This is a genomic window from Desulfotruncus arcticus DSM 17038 (assembly GCF_900113335.1).
In the GTDB taxonomy this organism is placed as follows: Bacteria; Bacillota; Desulfotomaculia; order Desulfotomaculales; family Desulfallaceae; genus Desulfotruncus; species Desulfotruncus arcticus.
Genome location: NZ_FOOX01000020.1, coordinates 43,712 through 67,656, shown reverse-complemented (window position 1 = coordinate 67,656; position 23,945 = coordinate 43,712). Strand labels below are relative to the sequence as shown.

The 23,945-nt window shown below is 41.5% G+C and carries 38 protein-coding genes and 1 tRNA gene; 26 read left to right on the top strand and 13 right to left on the bottom strand.

Features of this window, described 5'->3' with window-relative positions; genetic code table 11:
- Positions 1–108: 108 nt before the first annotated feature.
- The 3 genes from dut to thyX are packed head-to-tail and all read left to right on the top strand — an operon-like array spanning position 109 to position 1,400.
- A complete protein-coding gene (dut, locus tag BM056_RS21355) occupies positions 109–594 on the top strand; it encodes a dUTP diphosphatase (protein ID WP_092474283.1) in 486 nt (161 codons plus the stop codon).
- Positions 595–750 carry a hypothetical protein gene (locus BM056_RS26390; protein ID WP_165613649.1) on the top strand — a complete coding sequence of 52 codons (156 nt, stop codon included), beginning with the start codon at positions 595–597 and terminating at the stop codon, positions 748–750.
- 11 nt (positions 751–761) lie between these two features.
- Positions 762–1,400 (top strand): FAD-dependent thymidylate synthase, encoded by a 639-nt coding sequence (thyX, locus tag BM056_RS21350; protein WP_238456597.1) that lies wholly within the window; start codon positions 762–764, stop codon positions 1,398–1,400.
- On the opposite strand, the gene BM056_RS21345 is transcribed toward thyX, so the two are convergent.
- Positions 1,397–1,618: a helix-turn-helix domain-containing protein gene (locus BM056_RS21345; RefSeq protein WP_092474279.1), complete on the bottom strand. Its 222-nt coding sequence runs from the start codon at positions 1,616–1,618 to the stop codon at positions 1,397–1,399. The two genes, thyX and BM056_RS21345, sit on opposite strands and share 4 nt — an antisense overlap.
- A gap of 149 nt (positions 1,619–1,767) precedes the next feature.
- Between BM056_RS21345 and BM056_RS21340 the strand changes: the two genes are divergently transcribed.
- Genes BM056_RS21340 through BM056_RS21315 form a run of 6 tightly spaced genes read left to right on the top strand, consistent with a single transcriptional unit; the run spans position 1,768 to position 4,890 of the window.
- Positions 1,768–2,280, top strand: a complete 513-nt coding sequence (locus tag BM056_RS21340) for a hypothetical protein (protein WP_092474277.1) — start codon at positions 1,768–1,770, stop codon at positions 2,278–2,280.
- Positions 2,270–2,500, top strand: a complete 231-nt coding sequence (locus BM056_RS21335) for a hypothetical protein (protein ID WP_092474275.1) — start codon at positions 2,270–2,272, stop codon at positions 2,498–2,500. The genes BM056_RS21340 and BM056_RS21335 overlap by 11 nt, the downstream gene beginning before the upstream one ends.
- Positions 2,501–3,064 carry a deoxynucleotide monophosphate kinase family protein gene (locus tag BM056_RS21330; protein ID WP_337833536.1) on the top strand — a complete coding sequence of 188 codons (564 nt, stop codon included), beginning with the start codon at positions 2,501–2,503 and terminating at the stop codon, positions 3,062–3,064.
- Positions 2,974–3,420 (top strand): sigma factor-like helix-turn-helix DNA-binding protein, encoded by a 447-nt coding sequence (locus BM056_RS21325; RefSeq protein ID WP_238456590.1) that lies wholly within the window; start codon positions 2,974–2,976, stop codon positions 3,418–3,420. Before BM056_RS21330 ends, BM056_RS21325 begins: the two co-directional genes overlap by 91 nt.
- Positions 3,413–3,796 carry a hypothetical protein gene (locus BM056_RS21320; RefSeq protein ID WP_174549990.1) on the top strand — a complete coding sequence of 128 codons (384 nt, stop codon included), beginning with the start codon at positions 3,413–3,415 and terminating at the stop codon, positions 3,794–3,796. Before BM056_RS21325 ends, BM056_RS21320 begins: the two co-directional genes overlap by 8 nt.
- Positions 3,781–4,890: a DNA-methyltransferase gene (locus BM056_RS21315; RefSeq protein ID WP_092474271.1), complete on the top strand. Its 1,110-nt coding sequence runs from the start codon at positions 3,781–3,783 to the stop codon at positions 4,888–4,890. The genes BM056_RS21320 and BM056_RS21315 overlap by 16 nt, the downstream gene beginning before the upstream one ends.
- Positions 4,891–5,087: 197 nt before the next feature.
- Here BM056_RS21315 and BM056_RS21310 read toward each other — a convergent pair whose 3' ends face one another.
- On the bottom strand, positions 5,088–5,513 hold the full coding sequence (locus BM056_RS21310; RefSeq protein WP_092474269.1) for a hypothetical protein: 426 nt from the start codon (positions 5,511–5,513) through the stop codon (positions 5,088–5,090).
- Between the two features lie 249 nt (positions 5,514–5,762).
- Between BM056_RS21310 and BM056_RS21305 the strand changes: the two genes are divergently transcribed.
- Both BM056_RS21305 and BM056_RS21300 read left to right on the top strand, forming a co-directional pair.
- A complete protein-coding gene (locus tag BM056_RS21305) occupies positions 5,763–7,040 on the top strand; it encodes a hypothetical protein (RefSeq protein WP_092474267.1) in 1,278 nt (425 codons plus the stop codon).
- 512 nt (positions 7,041–7,552) lie between these two features.
- Positions 7,553–7,627 (top strand) — tRNA-Cys (locus BM056_RS21300).
- On the opposite strand, the gene BM056_RS25900 is transcribed toward BM056_RS21300, so the two are convergent.
- From BM056_RS25900 to BM056_RS21270, 7 genes are all read right to left on the bottom strand, one after another.
- Positions 7,606–7,830: a hypothetical protein gene (locus BM056_RS25900; protein ID WP_131820812.1), complete on the bottom strand. Its 225-nt coding sequence runs from the start codon at positions 7,828–7,830 to the stop codon at positions 7,606–7,608. The genes BM056_RS21300 and BM056_RS25900 overlap by 22 nt on opposite strands.
- Before the next feature lie 173 nt (positions 7,831–8,003).
- A complete protein-coding gene (locus BM056_RS26385) occupies positions 8,004–8,153 on the bottom strand; it encodes a hypothetical protein (RefSeq protein ID WP_165613648.1) in 150 nt (49 codons plus the stop codon).
- 44 nt (positions 8,154–8,197) lie between these two features.
- Positions 8,198–9,397 (bottom strand): recombinase family protein, encoded by a 1,200-nt coding sequence (locus BM056_RS21290; RefSeq protein WP_092474263.1) that lies wholly within the window; start codon positions 9,395–9,397, stop codon positions 8,198–8,200.
- A gap of 83 nt (positions 9,398–9,480) precedes the next feature.
- Entirely contained in the window at positions 9,481–9,717 is a 237-nt protein-coding gene (locus BM056_RS21285; protein WP_092474262.1) for a hypothetical protein, read from the bottom strand.
- Positions 9,717–10,172 carry a hypothetical protein gene (locus tag BM056_RS21280; protein WP_092474260.1) on the bottom strand — a complete coding sequence of 152 codons (456 nt, stop codon included), beginning with the start codon at positions 10,170–10,172 and terminating at the stop codon, positions 9,717–9,719. The genes BM056_RS21285 and BM056_RS21280 overlap by 1 nt, the downstream gene beginning before the upstream one ends.
- A gap of 84 nt (positions 10,173–10,256) precedes the next feature.
- Entirely contained in the window at positions 10,257–10,997 is a 741-nt protein-coding gene (locus tag BM056_RS21275; RefSeq protein WP_092474258.1) for an ImmA/IrrE family metallo-endopeptidase, read from the bottom strand.
- Between the two features lie 70 nt (positions 10,998–11,067).
- On the bottom strand, positions 11,068–11,457 hold the full coding sequence (locus BM056_RS21270) for a hypothetical protein (RefSeq protein ID WP_092474256.1): 390 nt from the start codon (positions 11,455–11,457) through the stop codon (positions 11,068–11,070).
- A 168-nt stretch (positions 11,458–11,625) separates the two neighbouring features.
- Here BM056_RS21270 and BM056_RS21265 point away from each other — a divergent pair, with 168 nt between their 5' ends.
- Complete coding sequence (locus tag BM056_RS21265) at positions 11,626–11,892, top strand: hypothetical protein (RefSeq protein ID WP_092474254.1); 267 nt, start codon at positions 11,626–11,628, stop codon at positions 11,890–11,892.
- A 93-nt stretch (positions 11,893–11,985) separates the two neighbouring features.
- Here BM056_RS21265 and BM056_RS21260 read toward each other — a convergent pair whose 3' ends face one another.
- The gene (locus BM056_RS21260) at positions 11,986–12,273 is read right to left on the bottom strand and encodes a hypothetical protein (protein ID WP_092474252.1); all 288 of its coding nucleotides are present in this window, start codon (positions 12,271–12,273) and stop codon (positions 11,986–11,988) included.
- Between the two features lie 35 nt (positions 12,274–12,308).
- Positions 12,309–12,650: a helix-turn-helix domain-containing protein gene (locus BM056_RS21255; RefSeq protein WP_092474250.1), complete on the bottom strand. Its 342-nt coding sequence runs from the start codon at positions 12,648–12,650 to the stop codon at positions 12,309–12,311.
- A 113-nt stretch (positions 12,651–12,763) separates the two neighbouring features.
- On the opposite strand from BM056_RS21255, the gene BM056_RS21250 reads away from it, so the two are divergent.
- The 7 genes from BM056_RS21250 to BM056_RS21220 all read left to right on the top strand — a co-directional run bounded on the left by BM056_RS21250 (position 12,764) and on the right by BM056_RS21220 (position 15,401).
- Positions 12,764–12,979, top strand: a complete 216-nt coding sequence (locus BM056_RS21250; protein WP_165613647.1) for a helix-turn-helix transcriptional regulator — start codon at positions 12,764–12,766, stop codon at positions 12,977–12,979.
- A gap of 17 nt (positions 12,980–12,996) precedes the next feature.
- The gene (locus BM056_RS21245; protein WP_092474248.1) at positions 12,997–13,203 is read left to right on the top strand and encodes a hypothetical protein; all 207 of its coding nucleotides are present in this window, start codon (positions 12,997–12,999) and stop codon (positions 13,201–13,203) included.
- 143 nt (positions 13,204–13,346) lie between these two features.
- On the top strand, positions 13,347–13,556 hold the full coding sequence (locus tag BM056_RS21240; protein WP_092474246.1) for a hypothetical protein: 210 nt from the start codon (positions 13,347–13,349) through the stop codon (positions 13,554–13,556).
- A 40-nt stretch (positions 13,557–13,596) separates the two neighbouring features.
- The gene (locus tag BM056_RS21235; protein WP_092474244.1) at positions 13,597–13,932 is read left to right on the top strand and encodes a ParB N-terminal domain-containing protein; all 336 of its coding nucleotides are present in this window, start codon (positions 13,597–13,599) and stop codon (positions 13,930–13,932) included.
- Entirely contained in the window at positions 13,899–14,141 is a 243-nt protein-coding gene (locus BM056_RS21230) for a helix-turn-helix domain-containing protein (protein WP_131820811.1), read from the top strand. The genes BM056_RS21235 and BM056_RS21230 overlap by 34 nt, the downstream gene beginning before the upstream one ends.
- 686 nt (positions 14,142–14,827) lie before the next feature.
- A complete protein-coding gene (locus BM056_RS21225) occupies positions 14,828–15,196 on the top strand; it encodes a hypothetical protein (protein WP_092474240.1) in 369 nt (122 codons plus the stop codon).
- Positions 15,186–15,401: a DUF3970 family protein gene (locus tag BM056_RS21220; RefSeq protein WP_092474238.1), complete on the top strand. Its 216-nt coding sequence runs from the start codon at positions 15,186–15,188 to the stop codon at positions 15,399–15,401. Before BM056_RS21225 ends, BM056_RS21220 begins: the two co-directional genes overlap by 11 nt.
- Positions 15,402–15,640: 239 nt before the next feature.
- Here the strand turns inward: BM056_RS21220 and BM056_RS21215 are convergent, their stop codons facing one another.
- Positions 15,641–16,093 carry a ferritin-like domain-containing protein gene (locus BM056_RS21215; protein WP_092474236.1) on the bottom strand — a complete coding sequence of 151 codons (453 nt, stop codon included), beginning with the start codon at positions 16,091–16,093 and terminating at the stop codon, positions 15,641–15,643.
- A gap of 510 nt (positions 16,094–16,603) precedes the next feature.
- Between BM056_RS21215 and BM056_RS21210 the strand changes: the two genes are divergently transcribed.
- The 3 genes from BM056_RS21210 (at position 16,604) to BM056_RS21195 (ending at position 21,110) form a co-directional block, all read left to right on the top strand.
- Positions 16,604–16,792 carry an aspartyl-phosphate phosphatase Spo0E family protein gene (locus tag BM056_RS21210; RefSeq protein WP_165613646.1) on the top strand — a complete coding sequence of 63 codons (189 nt, stop codon included), beginning with the start codon at positions 16,604–16,606 and terminating at the stop codon, positions 16,790–16,792.
- Between the two features lie 1,470 nt (positions 16,793–18,262).
- Positions 18,263–20,173, top strand: a complete 1,911-nt coding sequence (locus tag BM056_RS21200) for a DNA cytosine methyltransferase (protein ID WP_238456589.1) — start codon at positions 18,263–18,265, stop codon at positions 20,171–20,173.
- Positions 20,174–20,252: 79 nt separating this feature from the next.
- Positions 20,253–21,110: a tyrosine-type recombinase/integrase gene (locus tag BM056_RS21195; RefSeq protein WP_092474228.1), complete on the top strand. Its 858-nt coding sequence runs from the start codon at positions 20,253–20,255 to the stop codon at positions 21,108–21,110.
- 619 nt (positions 21,111–21,729) lie between these two features.
- On the opposite strand, the gene BM056_RS21190 is transcribed toward BM056_RS21195, so the two are convergent.
- On the bottom strand, positions 21,730–22,434 hold the full coding sequence (locus tag BM056_RS21190) for a helix-turn-helix domain-containing protein (protein WP_092474226.1): 705 nt from the start codon (positions 22,432–22,434) through the stop codon (positions 21,730–21,732).
- A 259-nt stretch (positions 22,435–22,693) separates the two neighbouring features.
- Between BM056_RS21190 and BM056_RS21185 the strand changes: the two genes are divergently transcribed.
- From BM056_RS21185 to BM056_RS21175, 4 genes are read left to right on the top strand one after another with little or no spacing between them, the layout of a single operon-like run.
- A complete protein-coding gene (locus BM056_RS21185; RefSeq protein ID WP_092474224.1) occupies positions 22,694–22,960 on the top strand; it encodes a hypothetical protein in 267 nt (88 codons plus the stop codon).
- A 58-nt stretch (positions 22,961–23,018) separates the two neighbouring features.
- On the top strand, positions 23,019–23,219 hold the full coding sequence (locus BM056_RS25895; protein WP_131820809.1) for a hypothetical protein: 201 nt from the start codon (positions 23,019–23,021) through the stop codon (positions 23,217–23,219).
- A gap of 58 nt (positions 23,220–23,277) precedes the next feature.
- A complete protein-coding gene (locus tag BM056_RS21180) occupies positions 23,278–23,487 on the top strand; it encodes a transcriptional regulator (protein WP_238456588.1) in 210 nt (69 codons plus the stop codon).
- A gap of 16 nt (positions 23,488–23,503) precedes the next feature.
- Positions 23,504–23,827 carry a hypothetical protein gene (locus BM056_RS21175; RefSeq protein WP_092474222.1) on the top strand — a complete coding sequence of 108 codons (324 nt, stop codon included), beginning with the start codon at positions 23,504–23,506 and terminating at the stop codon, positions 23,825–23,827.
- Positions 23,828–23,945: the final 118 nt, after the last annotated feature.

The following is a 23,945-nucleotide window of genomic DNA, read 5'->3' as shown; positions in this document are numbered from 1 at the left end:
GTCACATCTTTGCAGTTTTCCGGTAGATAGCTTACGAAGAAGAAAGGAGGCAAGGTAAATGCTAAAACTCATAATTAAAGTGTCATTACCAGGGGGAGGGGATACGCCGTGAATGTAATCGTTAAGAAGTTGCATGAAAACGCGATTATTCCCCGGCGGCAAACAGCCCTGGCAAGCGGCTTCGACCTGCACGCACTGGACGTTATACGGCCTGGGGAAAAGAAGCCCTATGACGTTGAAGCACCGTTATTTATTATGTGGCCTGGTCAAATAGCCCTTGTTAGAACGGGGTTGGCCGTTCAGGTGACCAAAGGTATGGAAGCCCAGGTAAGGCCGAGAAGCGGACTGGCTCTTAAACACGGCATAACCGTTTTGAACAGCCCCGGCACCGTTGACGCTGATTACACTGGGGACGTGGGTGTAATTCTAATTAACCACGGCCAAAAGCAATATAGCATTAGAGCGGGAGACAGAATAGCCCAGCTTGTATTCGCCCCTGTCCACCATGAAACCGAATTAATGGAAGTGTCATTTATAGATGAAAGCGAACGTGGTGGTGGCGGCTTTGGGAGTACGGGAAAGGGGGTGGCGTAAATGAACCTTAAAGCCGGTAAAGATCTTGTAATAATAAGCTTGCTTATCGTTATAGCCCTAATCCTGTGTTTTGTAGTTTCTTTTGGCTTTGAAGTTCGCCGTGAAGAAGCGGTAGTGGCTTTGACAATTCTAACAAATACATTCATAGGAGGCTGAGGACTTTGAAAGTGTCATTAATAGACTGCACACCCCTTGACGTTATTAAAAAAGCGGCGGCCATGCCCTACCAAAGCCCTGAAAGTGAAGAACTTATAGGGCGGGTATGGGACAGCGGCCACCGCAGTATCGCCCGTCACGGCATGGCGTCCTTTCTGGTGGAAGGGGTAAGCCAAAGCCTTTTAAGGCAATTGTCAAGACACCCACATATTAATCTAACCGTGAAATCAAGCCGGTATTGCAGTTTCGAAGACACCTTATACATCGTGCCTCCTTATGTAAAGCCTGAAGACCGGCTGGATTACAGCAAGGACTTGAACACACTGGCCGCCATCTACGAACGCTGGAACAAAGACAAAAGGGGTTACAGCACCGAACACAGCAGGGAAATTTCAAAGATGCTGCTACCCCTTGGTGCCACCACTGATTTAATAATAAGCGGTAATTTCCAGGGACTTTACGAGTTTTTACAGCTTCGCCTTTGTTTACGGGCGGAATGGGAAATAAGAGGGCTGGCCTATGAGATGGCTGAGATCCTAAAAGACCAAATGCCCGTTATATTTAGCGGGTTGGGCTGCAGGGGCGACGAGCGGGGGTACTGCCCGGAAAGCCACGGGCGTTGCGGCAAACACTCCCAAAAGGCCGCCTAGCCTTTCGTTTCAACGACTTCTATTATTTCTGTAATATCTGTTATATTTAAAGCTTCCATTATTTTAATCAAGTGTTGTTTGTTTATTGTCGTGCGGGCACCTGTGGCCAATTCGGAAATGGAGGGGCGGCGAACACCGGATATTTCAGCCAATTGCGTCTGGGTTAACCCCCTTTTTTCCAAAACTTCCTTCAATTTAATACGTATCGTTAAGGCCAATGTGTGCGACCTCCCTTCTAGTGTAAGTATTATAGCACGTTTCAAAGTACGTAATCAAGTACAAGGGGTATTGATAAGAGAATTTAAAAGTGTCACAAATCCTTCCTTTTCCGGTAGATAGCTAGCGAAAAGGGGGAAACAGTGACACCATGTACGCCTTTGACCGTTATCGAATGGACAACCGCACCGTGGAGCAGTTTGCCGAAGACATAGCCCAGGGAACCAGAGTTGAACGGGAAATTATTAGCTGGTACGTCCGTTATTACGAAATGAAATACAAGATAGCTTTAGAGGTTGAAGACAACGGCTGCGATAACTCCGGCAAGCTGTTGGAGCGGGGCGAAGTGAACACCCTGGCGGACTTTAAGCTAAACGGGCAACCCGTGGAAGTAAAATTTAATAACAAAAGGCTTTTAAGATTTCATTTTAAAGTTGACCAGTTAGAAAGTTATTTAAAACAAAGGGCCTCCGTTATCTGGGTGAACGGCTACGAAACGGATAGCCCGGTGTTTACCGTCTTAAAGACCGTTGACCTGGAACGAATACGCAAAACTAGAAAACCCGTAGCCTTTCTGCTGTGGGGCGGGAAAATGTGTTATGAAATTCAGGCCCAAGAATTTAAGTGGCTTAAATTTGAAGGGAGAACGACAGTTGAGAAATGACAACGTAATAAGCTACAAAGAATTACTGGCTGACCTGAAAACCGAGTTGGAAGAATTCGAGGCGGATATTATTGAACTGGCCGACCCTGAAAAGCCCCTTTCCATGCAAAACATTCTGGAACGGCTGGACATTATTGAACGGGCTTATTATGAACACCTAATCAAACGAATTAAACAGCTTGAACAGTGGCTGGCTGTCGAAGAAGGGCGGGAGGTTTAAATAGAAGGGATTGACGTATTAAAAATTGCCCTGACCGGAAGAATGAGAAGCGGCAAGGACACGGTGGCCCAATATTTAGCCGACATTCATAACTTTCAAAGCTTTGCCTTTGCCGACGGAATACGCAAAGTATGTGCCCTAGCCTTTCCCGGCATGCTGACCCAGGGCCGTAAGCCCAGAAAGCTTTACCAGGGCTTAGGCCAAGACTTACGCAAGTATGACCCTGAAGTATGGATTAAATACACTTTCAATGAAATAGAAGCGGCCCGGAATAAAAGTGTCATTATTACGGACATGAGACAGCCCAACGAATACAGAGCCTTACGTAATAAGGGTTTTTCCATTGTACGGGTAAACGCCTCTCACGCCACCCGCCTGGAACGCATGCGGGCCGTCGGTGACGAATTCGAACCCGCCGACCTTGACCACGAAACCGAAAGGCATATTAACACTTTCGTAACGGACTTTGAGTTGTGGAACGAAGGCTCCGTGGAAGAACTGGAGATCCAGGCGGAACAGATGTTGGAATTTTTACAAAGGAGGGGAACGCCCTGGGTAGCGTAAAGATTGACCTGGCTACCAAAGAAAAGCGGCTGGAAGACGCCTACCCCCTGGATAAGGTAAAAGGTGTTTACGCCCTGCTGTTACAGATGCACCGCATAAGGGAAGTCCGCTACCTTCAAGGTGACTTTGACGCCTGTATTTTGTTGATGGACTTTTATCAGAGCATAAAGGAGGCCAAGTTAACCGAACGCCAACAAGAAGTTATTTACCATGTATTTATAAAGGACTTGACCCAATACGAAGTGGCCCGAATTCTTACCATTTCACAACAAGCCGTAAGTGACCACGTAAATAACGTCGTGCGGAAAGTGGCCGCCAACAACAAGGCAAAGGAGGAGGCCCAAGACATTGTATGACGGTAAATTCAGTAAAGACAGCGATTACAAAACGGCCTTTACGGAAGCTGTAAAGGAACTAACGGCAAAAGAAATGCCCATGCCGTGGCGTATAAAAGCCGTGGACGACCTTTGCGAAGCCTATGTTAATCAGACGGGTGAATTACCCGACACCAAACCGCTGGAATGGCTGGCCAATTGCATTTTAAAAGATGATCTGGCCGACAAGTGCCCCGATAAAGTGACCCGTCAAGAATATCCGTTCTTATCTGATGGACAGGTGAAGGTACGAAATAAAAGGGAAACTCCCAGGCCAGACCTTTCTTATTACAGCTACTGCAAGACCTTCCCTAAAAAAGATAAACGCAGGAGGCATAACAAATGCAGCAGTTTATAAACGTAGTTACCCTGGGCGACAGCTATGATGTGTTAAAGGAACTGCCTGAACTGTCAATTGACTCGGTGGTAACTGACCCGCCTTATGGCCTTTCCAAAGAACCGGACATTAGGGAAGTCTTGACCCACTGGATGAACGACCAGGAATACAGGCACCCCGGTAAAGGCTTTATGGGTAAGGAATGGGACAGCTTTGTGCCCAGCCCTTCCCTTTGGCGGGAAGTTTACCGTGTGCTAAAACCTGGGGGACACATCCTTTGCTTTGCGGGGACACGGACACAAGACCTTATGACCACGGCCCTTCGGCTGGCGGGCTTTGAGATTAGGGACGTAATAGAATGGCTGTACGTGAAAGGCTTTCCCAAAAGCATGAACGTAAGCAAACAATTTGACAGGCAGGCTGGGGCCGAACGGGAAGTAATAGGCACCCAAAAGGCCGGTATTGGAAGCGGTAAAACTTATGCCTTCCAAGACGAAAACTCCCAGGCAGTAAAGGAGGTGCCAATTAAGTTACCTACCACCGATCTGGCAAAACAGTGGGACGGGTGGGGGACGGCCCTGAAACCAGCCCATGAACCGATACTTTTAGCGAGGAAGCCCCTGGAGAAAACTGTGTGCAATAACGTTGAAACATATGGAACTGGAGGGCTGAATATTGACGGCTGTAAAATTGGGGAGATGGGCCGCTTCCCGGCAAATTGTGTCACAATTGACCCTGACCAATGGTATGCCCCATATTTTAATGTAACATCACGGGAACTGTCCAAAAAGGCAAGCAAGAATGACCGGAACACCGACTGGCAGGGCAACGTGATCAGCCTTGAAGAAAAATGCGGCGGTAGTATGTGCGGAAGTGCTGACGGAAGTTTAACTGGCGGTAAAATTCCGAAATACCGGAATAACCATCCCACGGTAAAGCCAAGGGACTTGATGGCGTGGCTTTGCCGACTAATAACACCTCCAGGAGGTATCGTGTTAGATCCCTTCGGCGGGAGTGGCAGTACGGCGGTGGCAGCCAAAAGGGAAGGGTTTAATTTTATTGTGATTGAAAAAGACCCTGATTACTTTGAAATAGCAAAAAGCCGAGTGGCGTAATTACCTGGGGGTAATTACGTTGTGGCGTGGATTTAAAAACTTAATTACCACCCTGTTTACAGGGGCCGTATCTGCGGCTTCTTTTTTGCTATCTTGTTACATTAAAAATCGAACGCCCTTGGTCGTACCAAAAGCGACGCAGGGGCTTTTTACGCAAGATTTAATTAGAGAACAGGGTATGTTTGTAATGTGTAAGTTTATAGTTCAACACCATATTTCTTCTTGAATTGTTTCTTTCCAATAAATATATTTTTTTGAACCTCAGCTAAGGGTATATTTTCGCTTTTAAAATAGTTTAATCTATTTATTATTGTTTCAGGCCCTTGGATTAATCGTCTTGGACTATCACTAATGACTTCAATATACCTATCCCCAAATATTTGCCGATAAAGGTCGAATTGTTTTCTAGTTGTTTCAACTGCTTTTCCAAAGATAGATGGAGTATGGACAAAGAAATCATGTGCGGATTGTTCATCAAGCCCTTGATTAATAAGTTCATTAAATGCCGATTCGACTTTTTGGGGGGAAAGTTTTAGTGTGTTTTTAAATGTATCTGCCATTTTGTTGATCTCGTCTTCAGTAAAGCCCAATTGTATTAATTTTATTTTAGTTTGTTCGTTCAATATTAACACCACCCAGCTGATATTATTTTTTATATTCTGCTTATTTGTTAAGAAACCTTTGTATAATTAAATAGATATATGTCGATTTTACTGTAGCCATCATAATGAATAAGTAGCGTAAATATGGTGTATATAATAACCTTAACCTTTACTGGAAATATTAATATATTAAGTGAAATGTGTTATAATGTAAGTCATTCGGGTGCGGCGAATATACCCATTCCTAATATGTATAAAGGGAGAAATCATATGGCAACAATAACCGTTTATAAAACACAAGATGTATTTGGAATTTCAAGAAATGTACCAGAGAACTATGTGGCAAGAGAAGGTATTGATGATAAGTTTAAAGAGCTTAAAAGAGATAAGCATATAGTTATATTCGGAAGTTCAAAACAAGGAAAAACAAGTCTTCGAAAAAAAAACTTAAAGCAGGAAGATTACATAACTATCCATTGTTCTAATCAATGGGACATCGGAGACATTAATGCAAATATTCTTAAACGGGCAGGTTTTGAAATTAAGCAATCTGTCGTTAAGACCGAGAGGGGAAAAAACAAGATTGTTGCTTCGCTTACGGCAAAAGTTTTAGGTATAGGTTCATCTTTACAAGGGGAAAAACAGCAAGAAAAGGAGACGGCAATAACAAGTGTTCAACTTGAATTAGATATTGATGATGTAAACGACATAATTAATGCTCTTGCCCAGATGAAGTTTAGTAAACTAATAATACTTGAAGATTTTCATTATCTTAAACCTGAAACACAAAAGGATTTTGCAGTTGAACTCAAGGCTTTTCATGAAAATTCTAACTTATGTTTTGTAATAGTTGGAGTATGGCTTGAGGAAAATCGCTTAATTGTTTATAATGGCGATTTAACTGGTAGGGTTATGGCTATTAACGCCGATAAATGGACTAAGCCTCAACTTCTTGAGGTTATAAAAAATGGGGAACAACTTCTATATATTACCTTCACGGATGATTTTAAGAATAATTTAATAAATAATTGCCAGGAAAGTGTTTATATAGTTCAAGAGGCATGCTATAAAGCATGTGAATTAAAAGGAATCGAAGAAACTCAAGAAGAAAATATTGTTGTCAATGTTGATAAATCAGTCCAGGATATTATAAAAGAAATAGTCAATCAACAGTCGGGTAGGTATAATTCATTTATAATTCAATTTGCGGATGGTTTTCAAGATACTACTCTTCAAATGTATAAGTGGCTTCTTTATCCGATACTGACAGCAACAACGGAGGAATTAGAAAAAGGATTAAGATATTCTGAAATAAGAAAAAAGCTAGAGCAAAAGCACCCCCGTGGTGAGGAATTGAACTCTGGTAATATTACGCAAGCACTTAAATTTACTGCATCGTTACAAATTAATAAGGGCGTTAAGCCAACAATTTTAGATTATGATGAATCTAACCTAAGGCTTCATGTCGTAGATAGGGGCTTTATATTATGGCTACAATACCAAAAAAAGGAAGATTTGCTTGATGCAGTTGGATTACCATTGGGTTAATTAAATTAAATTAGAGAAGGAATCAGTTCGGAGGGAGAAGCGGTGCGTACTGAACAAGTATACCGCTTCTCTGTGTTTAGTTATGTTTAAATAACAAGTATAAAGGGAACGGGGTATTTAACAATATTGTGTTTATTAAAATAAGATAGCTGAGGGGAATAAAAGGGAGCTTAATACCCCCGTTTTAATTAATTGTTTAAAAGCCTGTCCACCGGGTTAAACTGCATATGCATTGCCTGCAAATCTGTTTCCCAAAGATTAACGTATATTCGAACCATTTCCAACATTGCATGGCAAAGGAGTTTTTGGAGTAGTTGCCATAAGGAGTGGCTTTAGAAATATTATGGAGTTATAATGACGACGGAGGACTTTAGCCAGCGGCAGAGGATTTTCGAAATAGCGGCAGGGGACTCAGGCCAAAAGTTAATAAAATTATTAGTTTGTTAATATCTGGATAGAAGGTTTAGGCCGCACCAGATGCGGGGTTGCGTTTTTGGGGAGGTCTTTCCCAAGGCGACATAGCCAAGTGGTAAGGCAGAGGACTGCAAATCCTTCATCCCCCGGTTCAAATCCGGGTGTCGCCTCCACCTAAAGCCGGGAAAGTCGGAGAGCTGTTATCTCCGGCTTTTCTGCTTTTTAGCGCCTCGGTAACCATCGGGCTGGCCTGGTCCACCGGTGAAGGCCAGAAATATATATGAAGCATATTTTCTACTGGGTCATATTGAAGCTGTTTTACAAAGCCCTTAACAGCTATTTTTTTATCGCGATTACTGACTTTATCACTTCGCAAAACCGTTTCAAGATAATTTATTTTTTTAATTATAGCTGCCTAATCAATTATTACAGACTTTGGCTTGTCCAATTTGATTTCTTCCAAATCGCTTAATAAAGCTGATTTTTCCTGTTGTAGTTTGTCAAGTTCAGCTGTTAGTGTAGGCATAATAGAACGGTCCTTGGCGAATTTTAACGCTCAAGAAGGTTACTGATAGCCTGCTGTTTTTCTTGAATAGATTTCTCCAAGTGTTTTATAGCCCCGTCTTGGTCGCTATTTTCCTGTCCCAGAATTCTCTCTGCCTCTTTTACTATTTCGTCCAGCATTGCTGGCGAAAACATTCCCTTAATGTAATCAATAACAACTTTTTCGATTTCATCCTGTGCTAAGTGAGCATTATTATCACAGCTTGATTATCCCTATTTGAACATATATAGTACAAATAACCTCCTGACGGTGAACCTTTCATCGGACCGCCGCAGCGAAGGCAGGTAAACATATTCTCACCGATTAGATTTTTTCCTGTAAATAAATATCGACTGTTTTCTGCCCGAGGAGGTATGAACCCGGATTTTTTTCTTTGCTCCATTTTTAAACCTTTCACTTTAACTAACTTTACAAATTCTTCATCTGTAATAATTTTAGGGTGGGCATTTTCTAGTCGAAGCCATTCCTCTGTATCTTTCCACTTTTGGCCGGTACCAACTAGATCCTTACTGGTGCGATTAAAGTAACCTACCCCGTTGTAATACCCCTCCATCGCCTTAACACACATCTCGCGAATAGAGGTTAGACTCCAAGGTTTGTTTTTAGCGTTTAGAACCGGTTCACGTCGTCCGTCCCATTTGGGTTCATTAGACTGTAAATGGTTTCTTATCGCCTTGAATGTCATGTTTTTTTCTAACCAACAAGTTAGCACAACGTAACGGACAATTGGTGCATGCTCGTCATTGATGTCCCAGATAAGTTTAACGATATCTTTACCTCTGGGGTCTTTGCCTCTGGTTACATGGACATTTTTATAGCCGTATGCCGGCGGTCCACCGTTACGGTAACAATGACCGGTTTCGGGATCTCGTTCCTGGAAATTGCGTAACATGCCACGCATGGTCCAGTAAGCTGTTTCCATGGAACGAGCCTCGTCCTTGGTTTCGCTCATACCCTCCCACCATACACCCATAATGGAATTACGGTCATAGTGAGGTTCACTGACACCAATAACTTCAACGCCATGCTGACGGAGTTCATGTGCCCACATTACGCGAAGAACTTTACGTCTGGCAAATCTGCTTTTTTCATCAACCAAAAAGAAACTGACTCGTGGATCTGATTTTGCTTTTTCAAGTAAATGTAACATTCGGGGATCTTCATCCAGGCCTCGATAAGCAGAGTGGTCGATATCTTCCCTGTCAATGATTATAACGTTGTTTTTCAAAGCCCATTTATCTATACGGCTGTTCTGCTCGGTAATAGAATTACCTCTTATGAATTGATCCTCGGTTGATGTTCGAAATACGGCTACGGCATAGCGGATAGAGTTGTTTTTTTCTTTGTATGTGTTACGGAAGTTGTATATCTGGGTCATATTAACACCTCGGTTAAAATTAGCTTAATTTATGATCTTTAATCACCGGGACTTGTTCTCATTTGATTTAAATGTAAATTTTTCTAGATAGCTTTTAAAAAATTATACATTTCTTCTACCGAGGAAAAACCTAGTTCTCTTGTGGCGATCTTCTGTGCTAAACCACTTCCTATATTACCTTTATGTTTGGCATGGATAACACAGGTACGCTTAATTCCATCTGGCCCTACACCTTTCCAAACAGCGGTTTTGCCTTGTTTTTTCATCCCTAATTTGCGGCAAATTTTTTCGATGTCATCCCAAGTAAAGGTATACCCCATTAATCAACCATCACCTTATCTAGTTCCATTAACTGATAAATTCTTTCTTTATTTCCTTCGCAGCGAAGAATACGCCGTAGATACCAATAATGTCCACGACGGCCACCGGATATGCTTAAATAAAATGGAAGGTCGTTAAAATATACATTAGTATAATCCACGATATTATCAATAAAATCTTCTACAGCTTCCTTTTTTGTGGGGCCGATACCATATACTCCGGTTTCATGGTTATAAAGCGAATAATTATCACTTTCTTTTCCCGGTTCATCAGGCCATCCGAAAGAAAAAGTTTTACTCTCACATAGTTCATCTAGTAAAGCTGTTGAAATGAGTGATGCTGGTTGGTCGTCTTTTCTTTTTGTATCAGCTAATAGAAATTCTCTACCAGCTATGGCTTCACGTCTTAAAGCACTTAGTTTATTTTTCGCCTCATGAATAGGAATGCTTGGCATGGGTAAATCACCTCTATGTTATTCTTACATTAATTATAATACAATATGGCCATTATGGCCATTTACGAAGGTAAAATTAATTACCTAAGCACGCAGGATGAAGATAGGTCGTTTTTCTATAAACGGTTTTGGACTCTCTTCTACCAAAGCTATTAAAAAATTTCCACTAATGAAACGTTTGATATAACAATTGACAGGAACACCGTGTATAGTTTCTTTACGTGTTATTAAGCAACCTTTGTTAATCTTGGGTATGTAATTAATATTTTCTGTATTAAGTTCAAATCCATGAGTGCTATAAGAAAAAAATGTATCATTTTCATTAAAGCAAGTAAAAGTGCCATTAAAAATTTCAAGTTCTAAAATTCTTCTGCACGTCATTTCCAGACTAACATCATAACCGCGTAAAATTTTATGAATTAGGACCATTGGCTCATGGTATCTATGGGCTAGCATAAGTATACTATGTTTAGGTGTAAGCATTTCGGTTGAAAAGTCATCGGCTTCTGTGTGAAGGACAGGGTCTTCCTCTTCTTCAATAAAACTAATATTCCCTTTGTGGCCCAGGTATAGGTGCGCTAATTCATGTATCACGCCAAAACGCCGGCTTGTGTGAGGCCTATTAAGGTTTACACAAATATGTACAGAGGTATATATGGGCTTGTCCAAAATCATGGCACATATATTCATGGGGAAATCTTGCTCATCAAGTATAACAGGTTTATCAAGTATTTGATTGGCTAACCAGGTAACCTCTAAAGGATATTTAGGTTTGAGCGCATTGACTAATAATCTCGCCTCTATTGTAGCATTTGATTCAGTCAAAATGTCATCTCCTGTTGAATAATGTCGAATGTTTAAAAAGCAACAAAACCACCGCTATTTTTGCGGTGGTTTATTTTTTCTTATTTTGTTCTTTTATTTTTTGTTTTTCTAAGGCATCAACCATTTCAACGTAATCATAAACTTTCTTTTTTCCTTCCGGAGATAGTTTGCCAACGGCTCGTAAAAAAAACATATCCAACCCTTCAAGTGCCTTTGGTTTTGGAGGGTCTTTTTGATCGAGGTACCCGGCAGCTGCCATCAAATCTTTATATGTGACATCATTGTATGCATTATCAGCTAATTTTTTTATTGTTTGAGGAGATGGTGGCGAATCTAGTATAGCCCTTGATAATCTAGATATGTGAGCTGATGTAACACCGGTATGTAAAGCATACTGATTAATTGATCTGTCTCCTCGTGCCCTGTTTAATAATTGAGCAAATTTTTGTTTATCAAACATATAGATATCTCCTACTCCTTTTACCTATAGTACATATTATATAACAAAATCATTGATTGCAATCAATGACCAACTTTTTTTAAAAAATCCATTGACTGCATGTAATGGCAGTGTTATAGTATTACATGTAATCAATGTTGATTACATGTAATACCTGGAGGTGTAATAATGTTTTTAAATAAAGAAAAAGTGAAAAAATTGATGTCTATACATGCTGAAGGTAATTATCATGAGTTTGCCCGTCAGCTTGAAGTTGACGTTGCTCAATTACATAGGGTATTGAATACCAAAAGTGTAGCAGGTCCTAAATTTCTAGGAAGGTTTATGAAATTTTGCAAGAAAAATGGACTTGACTATAATGAATATATTTTTTTGGATAAACCATTACATGTATGTAGTGGTGGTAAAAGACATACAGGCACTGAAGGAAGCTAACCCATGGAACCTAAAAAAGATCGCCACGCCAAAATTTGTCCGGTATTAACTGCTTATCTTAAAGACAACACTGCCGGGTTAATGCCAATAGGATTACTTTGCTTTACGCTTATTAGCTTTGGTTTTATCCAGCACGGAAATTTGGATGTCGTGGCTTTCGATTTTACTTTCAATGCGGTCAAGTTGCTCGGTGTGGCGGTCAAGTATTTGAGTTTTTTGCTCATGGCCGTCTAAAAGGATACTAAGTTTTTCGCCGTGGTCGGTTTCTATGCGAGTAACTACATTTTCTAATTTAATTTGGCGTTTATCAACGGAATCTAATTTCTCATAAACCTTTTGAAAGTGTTGGAGTACTAATGTTTGGAATTCTTCATTAGTCATGGTTGCTCTCCTTTCGGTTTAGTGGCGGTGAGGATTTAGTTAGATTCAACCCATGTATCTAAAACTGATTCGAGAATTTTAAGCTTGTCTGGTGGCAATTGTTTTAACTTCAATACTATGCGACGAAACTCAAGAGAGGTTCCCGCAAGCAAAAACTCTGATAACTCAGGTGGTTGAAAATCGGGATCTATAGCAAAAACAAACGGGGGTACCCCCAATGCAATACTAATTTTTCTTATAGTATCAAACGTTGGTGAAGTATTACCAAGTTCGATTTCACGTAATGTTGATTGTGCGATGCCAGCCAGTTTGGCAAGTCTGGTTGTGCTATAACCTTTTTCTTTCCGAAGCTTGATAATGTGTTCATTAATATCCATGGCAAATTTTCCTTTTAACGGAATATCGTTATTTAAACTATTTTACATTAGTTTTTTTAGGTGCAGTTAACGGTTTTTCGTTGACTATAACGAAATATCGTTTAACATGTTAAATGGAGGTGGATGAAGTGTTTGGAGCTCAGCTCAGATACTTTCGTAAAAAACAGAAGCTGTCGCAACTGGAATTAGGCCGGTTAGTTAACAAGCCACAAACAACTATTTCGGATTGGGAAACTGGTAAACTATTGCCTGATATAAATGAAGCGGTGAAACTGGCAGCTACTCTTGGTGTAAAGCTTACCGACCTTCTCGAAGAGCAAGCCAGTTAACTAAAAGGAGCTTAACAATGGAACCTAAAAAAGATCGCCATGCCAAAATTTGTCCGGTATTAACTGCTTACCTTAAAGATAACACTGCTGGGTTAATGCCAATAGACCAGCCATGTAAACAAAGCAGGTGCCGCTGGTGGATAGGAGACGATTGTGCGGTACCTTGGGCAGGTCGATTAGCCAGGGCCATAATAATGAAGCAAATCAACAAATCAATTGATTAGTTTAGTAGCTAAGTAAAATATCCAGCTTTTTAAGAATCACAAGCGTAATTATATCTTACCACGGCGACCTAAAAATTAATGTAAATGCGTGTCGGACCCGGGGTAAATGTTTGTTTAAAATGCGCAATAAGGAGAGGTGCCCTGTGGCACGTAAATCGCGTTGCGAATCAATAAAAATCAAAACTTATCAAGTACCCCCTAAGGATCGAGATCAGTTGGCCATAAACCAGGGTTACCAGATGATGAAGCGACTAATTGCAGAGGCTGTTATTCGTGATATTTCCCTTTTAAATAATACCAGGGATAAGAAAGATCATGAGGTTAACTCTCGTGTAGAGCAAGCACCTATCTAAAAGATGCCATTAATTTTCCTATATTGCGAAGTGAATACATATGAAAATAAATAATATCGCCATCGACGAAACCATATACCCGAGAACGAATTTCGATCCGGATACAGTCGAGCGCTACCGCGAGGCCATGGCTGCTGGCGCAAAATTTCCGCCAATAGTGATAACCCGGGATAACCGACTCCTGGATGGACGGCACCGTTTTGAAGCATGCATACAAATAGGTACGGATGACGTAGAAGTTATAATTGAAAATCCGGATGACCCAGCTGCCCGGGCAGTAGAATTGAACCTGCATCACGGCAAACCACTAACTAGGGGTGAGATGAGAGAACTGGTCAGGCGGTGGTACGGGACCAGGCCGGTGACAGAGAGATAGCGAATGTTATGGGAGTGACCCGGCAGACGGTGCAAAACTGGGTATCAGACCTGGAGGCACAGCGTGAAGAAGCCAGGGAAGAAATCAGGGAAAAGGCATTGGAAATGCGGGCGGAGGGGAAATCACTAAGGCAAGTAGCAAGTGAACTGGAAGTGAACCCGGTTACAGTAGCAGGTTGGAAAAAGCGTTCCATGATCTCAGGGAATTAGTATTGAATTTATCAAATGCGGTATAGTCTATTGATGCTTGGCGGGGGGGGTAGGGGGGAGGAAATTAATAGCCTATCTTGACAGTAGGCCCCCGGGCAGCGACAAACTGCCCGAAGGCGTGCCGTCAAAATCGGCAGTAGGGCGTGAACCGTCCGATGTTATGCCTGTAAACATCATGTGTAATTTACATAAATAAAAACAGGAAGCTCCCATCCGGTAACCGGGAGCAGTTTACCGGTGGCCGCAAGCCGGTTTGATCCCTGACAATTGCATTAGAACCCCGTCACGTTACTGGTTGAAAAACCGTTGCCTGGCGGGAAGATGATTGATAATAATAGTTTTGGCAGATATCGGCAAAGAGAGCCGGGAATGAACGGCGAAGCAAATGGTTTATTTTTCGCGGAGGTTTGAGAATAGATAAATTTATGCGGATCTAAATTATGTGTTATCAAATACCACGTGAATTAATAACCAGGCGCATAGATGCTAAGAGCTCCCCCACCGTATATCGGCAACGGGGCTTGACGAGCTCCCCGTAAAGGGTCAAAGGATATCGCCGCTGTTATAGCGCAATCATGTTTATTCATAAAAAACAGCGTTATTATGCGCTGTCGTACGGGGTCGGATTGTCATGCCGGCCCCTTGGAGAGTGCGTAGTAAAAAGGCATTATACGGGAGGGATGGTATTGACTGAGATATTAGGTACTAAATCTGAAATTCAAACAGCATGGAAATTTGAGCCTGAAATGAGAACCATTATGGTTAGATTCATGATGAAAAACTGTGGGCATGATGGAGTAAGGGCTTTAGCTCACGTACTTGACATGAGTTACAGTAGGTTATATGAAATTGGCGGTATAGAAGGTTGGTTGAATAAGCGCAAATGCCAGCGCCGACAAAGGCGTAACCGCCAGAAGAACAAATTACGTGAATATAACGTGGAAGTTACATATGCAAAAGAACCTGTTTCGATTGGCGGAGGAAAGCGCGGCAAAGGCGGCGGCTTACAGGATGCTGGTCTCCGGGCAATTATGCAGGCTGTTAATGGACAATAGTTTTATTAACTTTTTAAATGAAAATAGAGGAGTTTTTGAAATGGTAAAAATCCGTCTTCAGGGTCTCCCTGCAGAAGTGGAAAGAATGATCCTGAGCCTTCGTGAGAAAGGTTATCGCATTCTATCTGAATCGACCCAGTATCAAAATAGAAATTCTGAGTATGTACGAGTATATTTGGATGTTAAAATTTCTAAACAAACTTGAGAACCGGTTAACGCCGGTTTTTTTTTATGAGGGGTTATATCTTATTGGTTCTTTTGGAGTGTTTTTATGTTTACATTATGGGATGTGCTCAAAGAAGCATTTAAAAAAGGGTTAAGCACGGAGGCGACGGTTATGGCTCAATAGATTCAGAGAATATTATCTTTAAAATAGATTTATTAGCTTTTTTGATTTTAAAAAGATTTGTCGTTAATAATTTATAATCTTCTTAAACAAGTAGTTTATACATGTTCCAATCTTGTAAGATGTTCCTTAAACCAGAATTCGTGTTGCTCTTCATCAACCATAAAATATGCCAGTTTCTTATTTAACTCTGACAATTCGGGATCATGGCGTGTCATTTCAATAAACTCATGATACATCTGGACGGCTTTATGTTCGACTGCTATACCGAGCTTATACCGATCTTTAAGGCTCAAGAGGTCTAGTGTCTTTCCAGAAACAATACCGGCAAGCGTAAAAGACGGACCCGCCAAATTGATACCTACGCCAAGGTTTTCAAGCTGTTGTGTTATAAAGTCTCGGTGTTCTTTTTCCCGAACAACAAATCTTTCATATACATGCTTGATATGTGGATCTTCAAGTGCTTGTATTTGAGATTGGTAAAGTTTTACCTGATAAGCTTCCAATGCTGAAAACTCCTTAAGCTTATGGACCAGCTTTTTTTTATCCAAAGTTGGTTATCCCCCCGGCTGTTAAGGCATGGTAGCATTAACTTTAATAGTAATAAAAAAATGATAAAAAAACTACATCTAATCTAAATAATTATACTGTTTACCTTATCTGAAATTAGTTTATTTTTTACCAAAATAAGCAGAAACTATTCCATAAACAACGTGTATAAATAAATCTACACCGGTTTCAACTTTCGAATGATAAAAAATAAATTTGGGTCAACGTTGCTCAAAAAAATAAAGTATAATTGTTAACGTCCCTAATTAAAAATCATAGCACCTGAAGCATGTAGTTACCAGCAAAGTGAAATTGAAGAATGAATTCTCATCCGCAGGCTAAGACCCAGGGCACTCAAGCCGGCAGAAGAAGAAGAAGGTACATGCGAATGTTTTAGCCAGGCCCCGGAAGGGGCGGCGTAATACAGCGTAATAAAAGTGGTTGTTAAAAATTGGATGCCACCAACCTTTTCGAAGGTTTGTGGCTATTTTTGTTATAGGGAGGTGTCTTATTTGGAAAATATTGACCAGAAAATTGAGAGTGCACGGCTAAAATTATACGCTACTAAAGGTTCTTTAGTAAGCTCCGAAGTCGTGAGCGCTAGCCAGGAACTCGATGAGCATATTGTGGCTTTCTATAAGGAACAAATCACTTGGTACCCAAATCGCTTGGTACCAGGAGGAAAGGCAAGCAGTAAATAAATAACGCTATGTTCATTATAGTGCGGCGGTGTCAAGGATATAAAAAGATATTATAAAAGGGATGGTCGACGTGCCAAATCTTCCACACTATAGAAGTTGGAGCGATGTTCCGAAGAATCTGGTCAGCAAAACAGTGCTTCGGAACCAGAAACTTAAACCGGGTACGGTTCGTGCTACCGTTTATAGAGGTTAGGGCATCAGACTCTGATTTAATAATTTGTAATTCTTTATAAAGATGCTGCTTCCTATCTTGAACGCTTTGCTCGGTGGGCAAATAGGAGACTGTACAAAGTGTGCCGATAGAGTGATTATGAACTGGCAAGAAATTTAGGAGGTATAGTTCGTGGATGGAAATAAAATGTTTGCATTTATTATAAGTTTGGTAATTCTTCTATATATTTTTGCTTTTTATTCAGTTTTAGTAAGTATTAATGGTATCATGAAACTCCCAAGGACTTATGAGTTTAATTATGAATGAACTTGTTTCGACTTTTTGCCGAGAAAAGAAACCGGAAAAGTAAAAATGTATATATAGTAGCAGTGGTGTTATTAGTGAAAAGCAACAAATCAAAATCCAGTTTATGTCTATTAAAATTAAAAAAGATAATAAATAAACGGAAATGTGACTAATGATAGAGAAAAACGCCCTAGCAAAATTCCATAGAGTTGAAGTTTTTAAAATATGATTTTTAATTTCAAAATCTAATAGCTCTGCAGATAATTCATTGTTATTTATAACCTGCATTTGAAATTGTTTTGTGTAATGCTTCCAATACGATAGTAGATCTTCATAATATTCCGATGATAGGTGATCACTCTCTCTAATCTGTAAACGATATAGTATTAGTTTTTTAATAATAGTCTCGTTTATTTCTTGACCGTAATTTAAGGAGATAAACGACATTATAATTGTAAGTAAAAAATAGGCAAAAGGAATAACTCGAATATTGAAGGGAGTAAATTGTTCTAAAATATTGTTTATGTTGTGGCCAATAAGAGGTTGTGAAATGGACATTGTTATGAAGCCAGCAACAAGCCATGTAATTATCATGAATGGATAGTATTTCCTTGAAATTACCTTGAATATGTATGTCATATTTACCCCACTAATTCTAATAAATTACTAAAGATTTAATTATAAATAATTAAAAAAGAGATGTCTTATATAATAGGGTAGTATTAGTTCCTAGAACAAATATAAAAAATTGGATAAATATTGCATTGATAAAAACTTTCCTTAATTTTATCACAAATCTAGTATTAAAGTTTGTCGGAAAAAGTCACTAAAACAAAAAATTTGAATAAGAGGTCTTATACGAAGAAATAAGGCTAAAAACTTCGGATAAGTTGTAAAAACCCCCTGTTTAACGGGGGTTTTTTACTTCGCATAAGAAAACCACAAAGAAATTAATAGAAATTAATGCGCGTTTAAAAAATATGCTGGAGGACGAGATGATGATAAATACGTGCTTGAAAGCACAGGAGATCCTTTTTGATGAGATTACCGTCGTAAACTTTGCTGGTGGAGGCGGAGCCGACACGGGTATATCAATAGCGACCGGCGCGCCGGTGACGATCGCCGTCAACCACGATCCAGACGCGATTAGAATGCACCGTACAAATCATCCCTATACACAGCACCTGCAGGAGGACGTATTTGACGTCGATCCAGTTAAGGTGTGCGCCGGTCGGCCGGTCGGCATTGCTTGGTTCTCCCCGGACTGCCGACATTTTTCCAAGGCGAAGGGTGGAAAACCGGTCGAAAAGAAAATTCGCGGCCTGTCATGGGTTATCCTTCGGTGGGCACTTGCCGTTCGGCCTCGTGTTATGTTCATGGAGAACGTCGAGGAGATCCAGACCTGGGGACCGCTGATCCAGCGGTCGGATGGTAAGTGGTATCCCGATCCGGATCACGTTGGAGAGACTTTCAAGGCATTCATTGGTATGTTGACGACCGGTATTGAGCCTGATCACCCTGCGCTGATGGAAGCTTGCGAGTTCCTGCACATCGCGCCGTTCAGTCCAGACGCACAGCGCCTTATCAGGGGGCTTGGCTACGATTACGACGGCTGGGAACTTGTAGCAGCGGACTATGGAGCGCCTACAATCCGCAAGCGATATTTCGGTGTGTTTCGGTGCGACGGGCAACCGATTGTTAAGCCGAAACCAACACACTCGCGGGACGGAAAAAACAGCCTGCCAAAATGGCGCAGCGCCGCCGAGATCATTAACTGGTCAATCCCTTGCCCGTCTATTTTCGCCAGCAAGGCAGAGATTAAGGAGCAGTACGGTGTCAATGCCGTCCGTCCCTTGGCGGATAACACACTAAAGCGGGTGGCGCGTGGTGTGGATAAATTCACGATCAGGAGTGGTAAACCTTTTATTGTAATTACAAATCATTCGGGTGGATTTAGGGGCGGCAGCATTGACGACGTTATGCAGACTGTTACGGCAAAGCATGGATACGGAGTAGCAGCGCCGGTGATAACCCCCTTCTACATGCATAATCATGAGAACGCGAGTGGAACAGACATGAGGGTGCCGATGAACACGGTAACCAGTTCCGGAAGTCAAATGCTTATAATGCCCTCCCTGATCCAGTATCACAGCGAAAAAAAGCAGGAGTACGTCAGAGGACAAAACCTTGCGATTCCTATTATGACCATTGATGGTTCTAACCGCTATGGGTTGGCGGCTGCTCAGATAGTTAAATATTTCGGTACTGAAAAGCATGGTCACGATATGGATAGCCCATGCCACACAATAACGTCAAAAGATCGGGAGGCATTAACAACAGCAGTGCTATCCGAATTCCACGGCAAAGCGAGTGTTGCGCGAAGCGTGGAAGAACCGGTAAACACCCAACTCTGCAACAGTCATACGGCTGTTGTTACTTCACACATTATTAAATTCAAGGGAACAAATATTGGGCAAATTCCGCATGAGCCATTGCAAACATTAACAGCTGGTGGCGGTGAGTTCGGGACGGTATATACGACTCTTGTAAAAGCCATGCCAGGAGCAGATCTTAAAAACTGGCCGAAGATACGTGCATTGTTAAATAAATACTGTAGCTATATTTTAGCCGACGATGAAGTAATCCTTCTCTGGATAAATGGTACTGCGTATTTTATCGCGGATATCGGCATGCGGATGCTGACTCCGCGCGAGCTTTACAACGCTCAAGGCTTTCCGCCGGATTACATGATTGACAGGGACTATCTCGGCAAAGCGTACAGCAAGACTGCCCAAGTCGCTAGATGTGGTAACGCCGTATGTCCCCCTGTTGCTACCGCGCTAGTGAGGGCGAATATTCCCGAGATGACAACGGCCGTTAATATAACGACTATGGCACAATTACTTGAACAGATGGCTGTTTAAAAGAACAGATATGCAAATTCAAGAGGAACACCTATAGGATCAATCACCTTTATGCGGTTAATAAGGAAAGGAGTGAAAAGTGGAAAAATTTTTAAGTAATTTCAAAACGAACTTGCAGGGGCGGGGCCTATCCCAACGTACCGTGCGCTCTTATATGCAGACGATACACCGGTTTGCCGGGTGGTTGGCCCAAACCTATGGCCGGTTCGATCCCCGTTCCGTAACTGCCCTGGATATAGCCAATTATCGCAACAACCTTATCAATCAGAAGAAAAAACCGGCCACGGTCAATCATGCCCTGGATGTAATTAATAGCTTTTTCACCTGGGCATGTATTGTGGATTTAGTTAAAACCAACCCGGCTACGGGTATCAAAAGGGTACAGGAGCAAAAAAATGCCCCACGATGGCTTGACCGGAGGGAACTTGGAGCTTTAATCAGAGCAGTTCAAAAATATGGTAAGGAGAGGGATACTGCACTGATTATGTTGCTTTTACATACCGGTTTACGAATATCTGAAGCTGTTTCATTGCGAATTGAAGACATAACTCTTCGTGAACGTTCCGGATTTGTTATTATCCGTCAGGGCAAAGGAGATAAATATCGGGAGGTACCGCTAAACGTAACAGTGCGCAGAATATTGGATGTGTACGTAAATGAAGCGAAATCGGGGTGGTTATTTCCCGGTCGCCGGGGTGCACATATCACAACTAGGTCTGCCGAGAATGTACTAACAAAATACGCACGGTTAGCAGGGGTGGATGTCACTCCGCATATGCTGCGACACACCTTTGGGAAAATGCTCGTGGATACCGGGGAAAGCCTGGACAGGGTGGCCGCGTTAATGGGGCATGCTGATCTTAATACAACGGCCAGGTATACCAGGCCGTCGGTTCAGGATTTGGAGCATGCGGTGGAAAAGTTGGCATGGGTGTAGATTAACAAAATAACTGACAATAGGTTTACTAGAAAAGATGAACCGGGAAAGGGTGGGAAACACAGAGATGACAAGGGATTAGGTGGGATTTATTAAAAAACGGCGAACAATTATTTTGAGAATACATTTATTGTCAGGTAAATTTTAAAAAAAAGAGGCAAAAGCGCTGGAAGCCTTGCTGCATTAGGGATAAGCGCTTTTTTGTTTGCCCTTACATTAGTTTACCACGAGTGCCGGTCAATTAAAACCGCCAGGGCGTGATCACGCTGGCGTGAATGACCGTGAATGAATCACGCGAAAAGCTTAAAGAGAAATTGAAAGCATTTAAAATCAGGGGTTACAGGGTTTATAAAAAAACGCCGTCGCGTGAATGCGCGTTAACGGCGTGAATAAAACGTGATTAAAACACTAGAAAAATAGCCCCAAAAGGCTATAAGCAAAGTGACATTTTAGTGATTTTCAAAAAAACCTGTCACATTGCAGTATTCATGCTGGTTTCGGCTAGTCTTCAGCAGCTTAAAAAAGGCCGTAGCAAAGTGACATCATTTAGCGAGTTACTTCCGATATTAATGTGAAAAATTGAAAAAGATATAAAAATATATCATTTAGGGTTAAAAAATTAGGCGTATTCTTTAGCAGCCGCCTCTTCCCCGCTTCCTATTCCTCCACTCCCGGAGCCGTATGATCTTCCCCTTTTAACCATTCTTTCATATTTCATGTCAATAATTTCTTTGATATCACACTGATCTCTGGCGTCAAGCAATCGGTACTTTAAGAGTATTTGCCGCTCTTCACTCGATAACGGCAGCAGTTCTTCGTCCTCCTTATTAGTTATAAACTGGCCCTTTTTAGTACCTTTAATTACTACAATAACCAGTTGTTCTTTTTCCCGGTATTCCAGATGGGTCAGCTCTTTAGTAAGTTCGGGGTAACCCGTACCATCAACACCCTTTTCCAGTGCTTCACGAATGTCTTCCAGCATCATTGCTTTATCGGTGATCATCACTGTTTCACCGGCATAACGGACTGTTACACCTGCCGGTACTTCGATTATTTTAGGCTGGGCGACCGCGTATCTTCTAACTGCTTCTTCAACCAAATGTGCTTTCCCAGCAGCTTTTGTTTCTTTGCCGGACAGTAACCATTCCATTGATACATTACATAAATTAGCAAGTTTGTAAAGTATTAAAGTATCAGGAATTCTACCAGATACATAATTAGTTATAGCATTTTTAGAAAGTCCAAGTTCTTCTGTGGCCTTAGCCTGGGTGTATCCGGCTTGTTTAAGAGCCTTTTTAAGTCGCTTCCCAAATTTTTCAGACACAGCTCTCCCCCTTCCCACAAACGTATGGTATTAAACCCCTTGGTTGTTGGGTATTTAACCCCATAATCGTGGGGATTTTTATTGACACCCCACAAGCGTGTGGTATAATTGAAATGATAGATTCATATACCACAACAACATTCTATCAGGTAGGCAGTGCGAAAAAAAGAAAATTATGGAGGTGATTAAAAATTTTCAAGGCACCCACAAAAGTGGGTGATTCCTAAATCGGATTTCCCAAAGGAAGGATGGCGATGACGTGTTTTTGTTAGCAGACAGCATCAGGAAAACAGCTAATATTCTTGACGGTTGGCAGGTTGGGAATTTGGTAATTGAAGACGGGGTTTTTATTCAGCTGGATAGCGGCGATTTAATGCCGGTCGCGCCAGGCGCAATTTTGGAAGTTTGTAATGACGGCCAGTGGCAGCGTCTAAGCGAGTCTGATATTGAGGTTAAGACAATTGATGGGTGGCCGGCTTATGCCGGCATGGATGCTAGGTTTTTTGTTGGAGGTTTGGCGATATAGCAGTAAAAACTGCACCGAAAATTTGGTTACTAATCAAATTACACGAGGGGGTATGGCCATGGCGATGCTTGTGGGGTTTTTAGGTCAATACCCCGGATGCAGATGTATGTTTCGCACTTTAGATATTAATAACGAGTGCAGATTTAAGTGTCCCAAGCGGGTAGATAGTTGTGAGATTTGCCATTTTGGCGGCAATAAAGGTTTACCCAGGAAAACTACTGATTCGGGCAACCGAAGAAAAAGAGACAAGAAACGTTAACTCACGGGAGGTGGTTTTATCTGGTTCTGCAAGACCAATGGTGAAAGGAGGGATCAAGGTGGGACGAGAGCTATCACCTTTGGGCAAAGTCATAAAGAAGCGCCTGATCGACATTAACAAGAGCCAGGTATGGCTGGCTGAAATAGTAGGAATGAACGTGAAATACCTGCACCTGGTGCTATACGGCGAAAGATCGGGCAAAAAGTATCTCCCTGACATTATTAGAGCCCTTGGTCTCGACGAGGAGTTAATCCAAAAAATAGCATGAGGGGAGCGATAAGTAAGTGAACACTGAAGTATTTCTAAGTGAATTGACGGCTATGAATCAGAAACTCGGCCGTGATGAAAGTAACTTATCAGCGGAAGATAAAGCTAACTTTTTAAAGAAGCAGCTATCCGAATACCGTCAAAAGGAAAAGCTAATCCAAAATGATATAAAGCGCGAAATTGATGATTTCTTCGCCTGGGCGAACATGAAGAAGGCTGGTATCGAAGCTTTGAATAGCATGCGTGAATATTTGCGCCTGGAGATTTCCAGAATGGAAGATCTTATAAACGGTGGTCCGGAGATTGTCCAACAAAAGCTTAGCCAGACTGAAAAGGTGTAGTGATACAAAATTGAAGGAGTGTATTCGTGATTTGTGCGCCGGTATTATCAAAAAAGTTGGCAATAAAAACGGAGTGCCTTCGCCTCCCTTTTAGCCGAAGGCACCCCGCAGGCGCAGA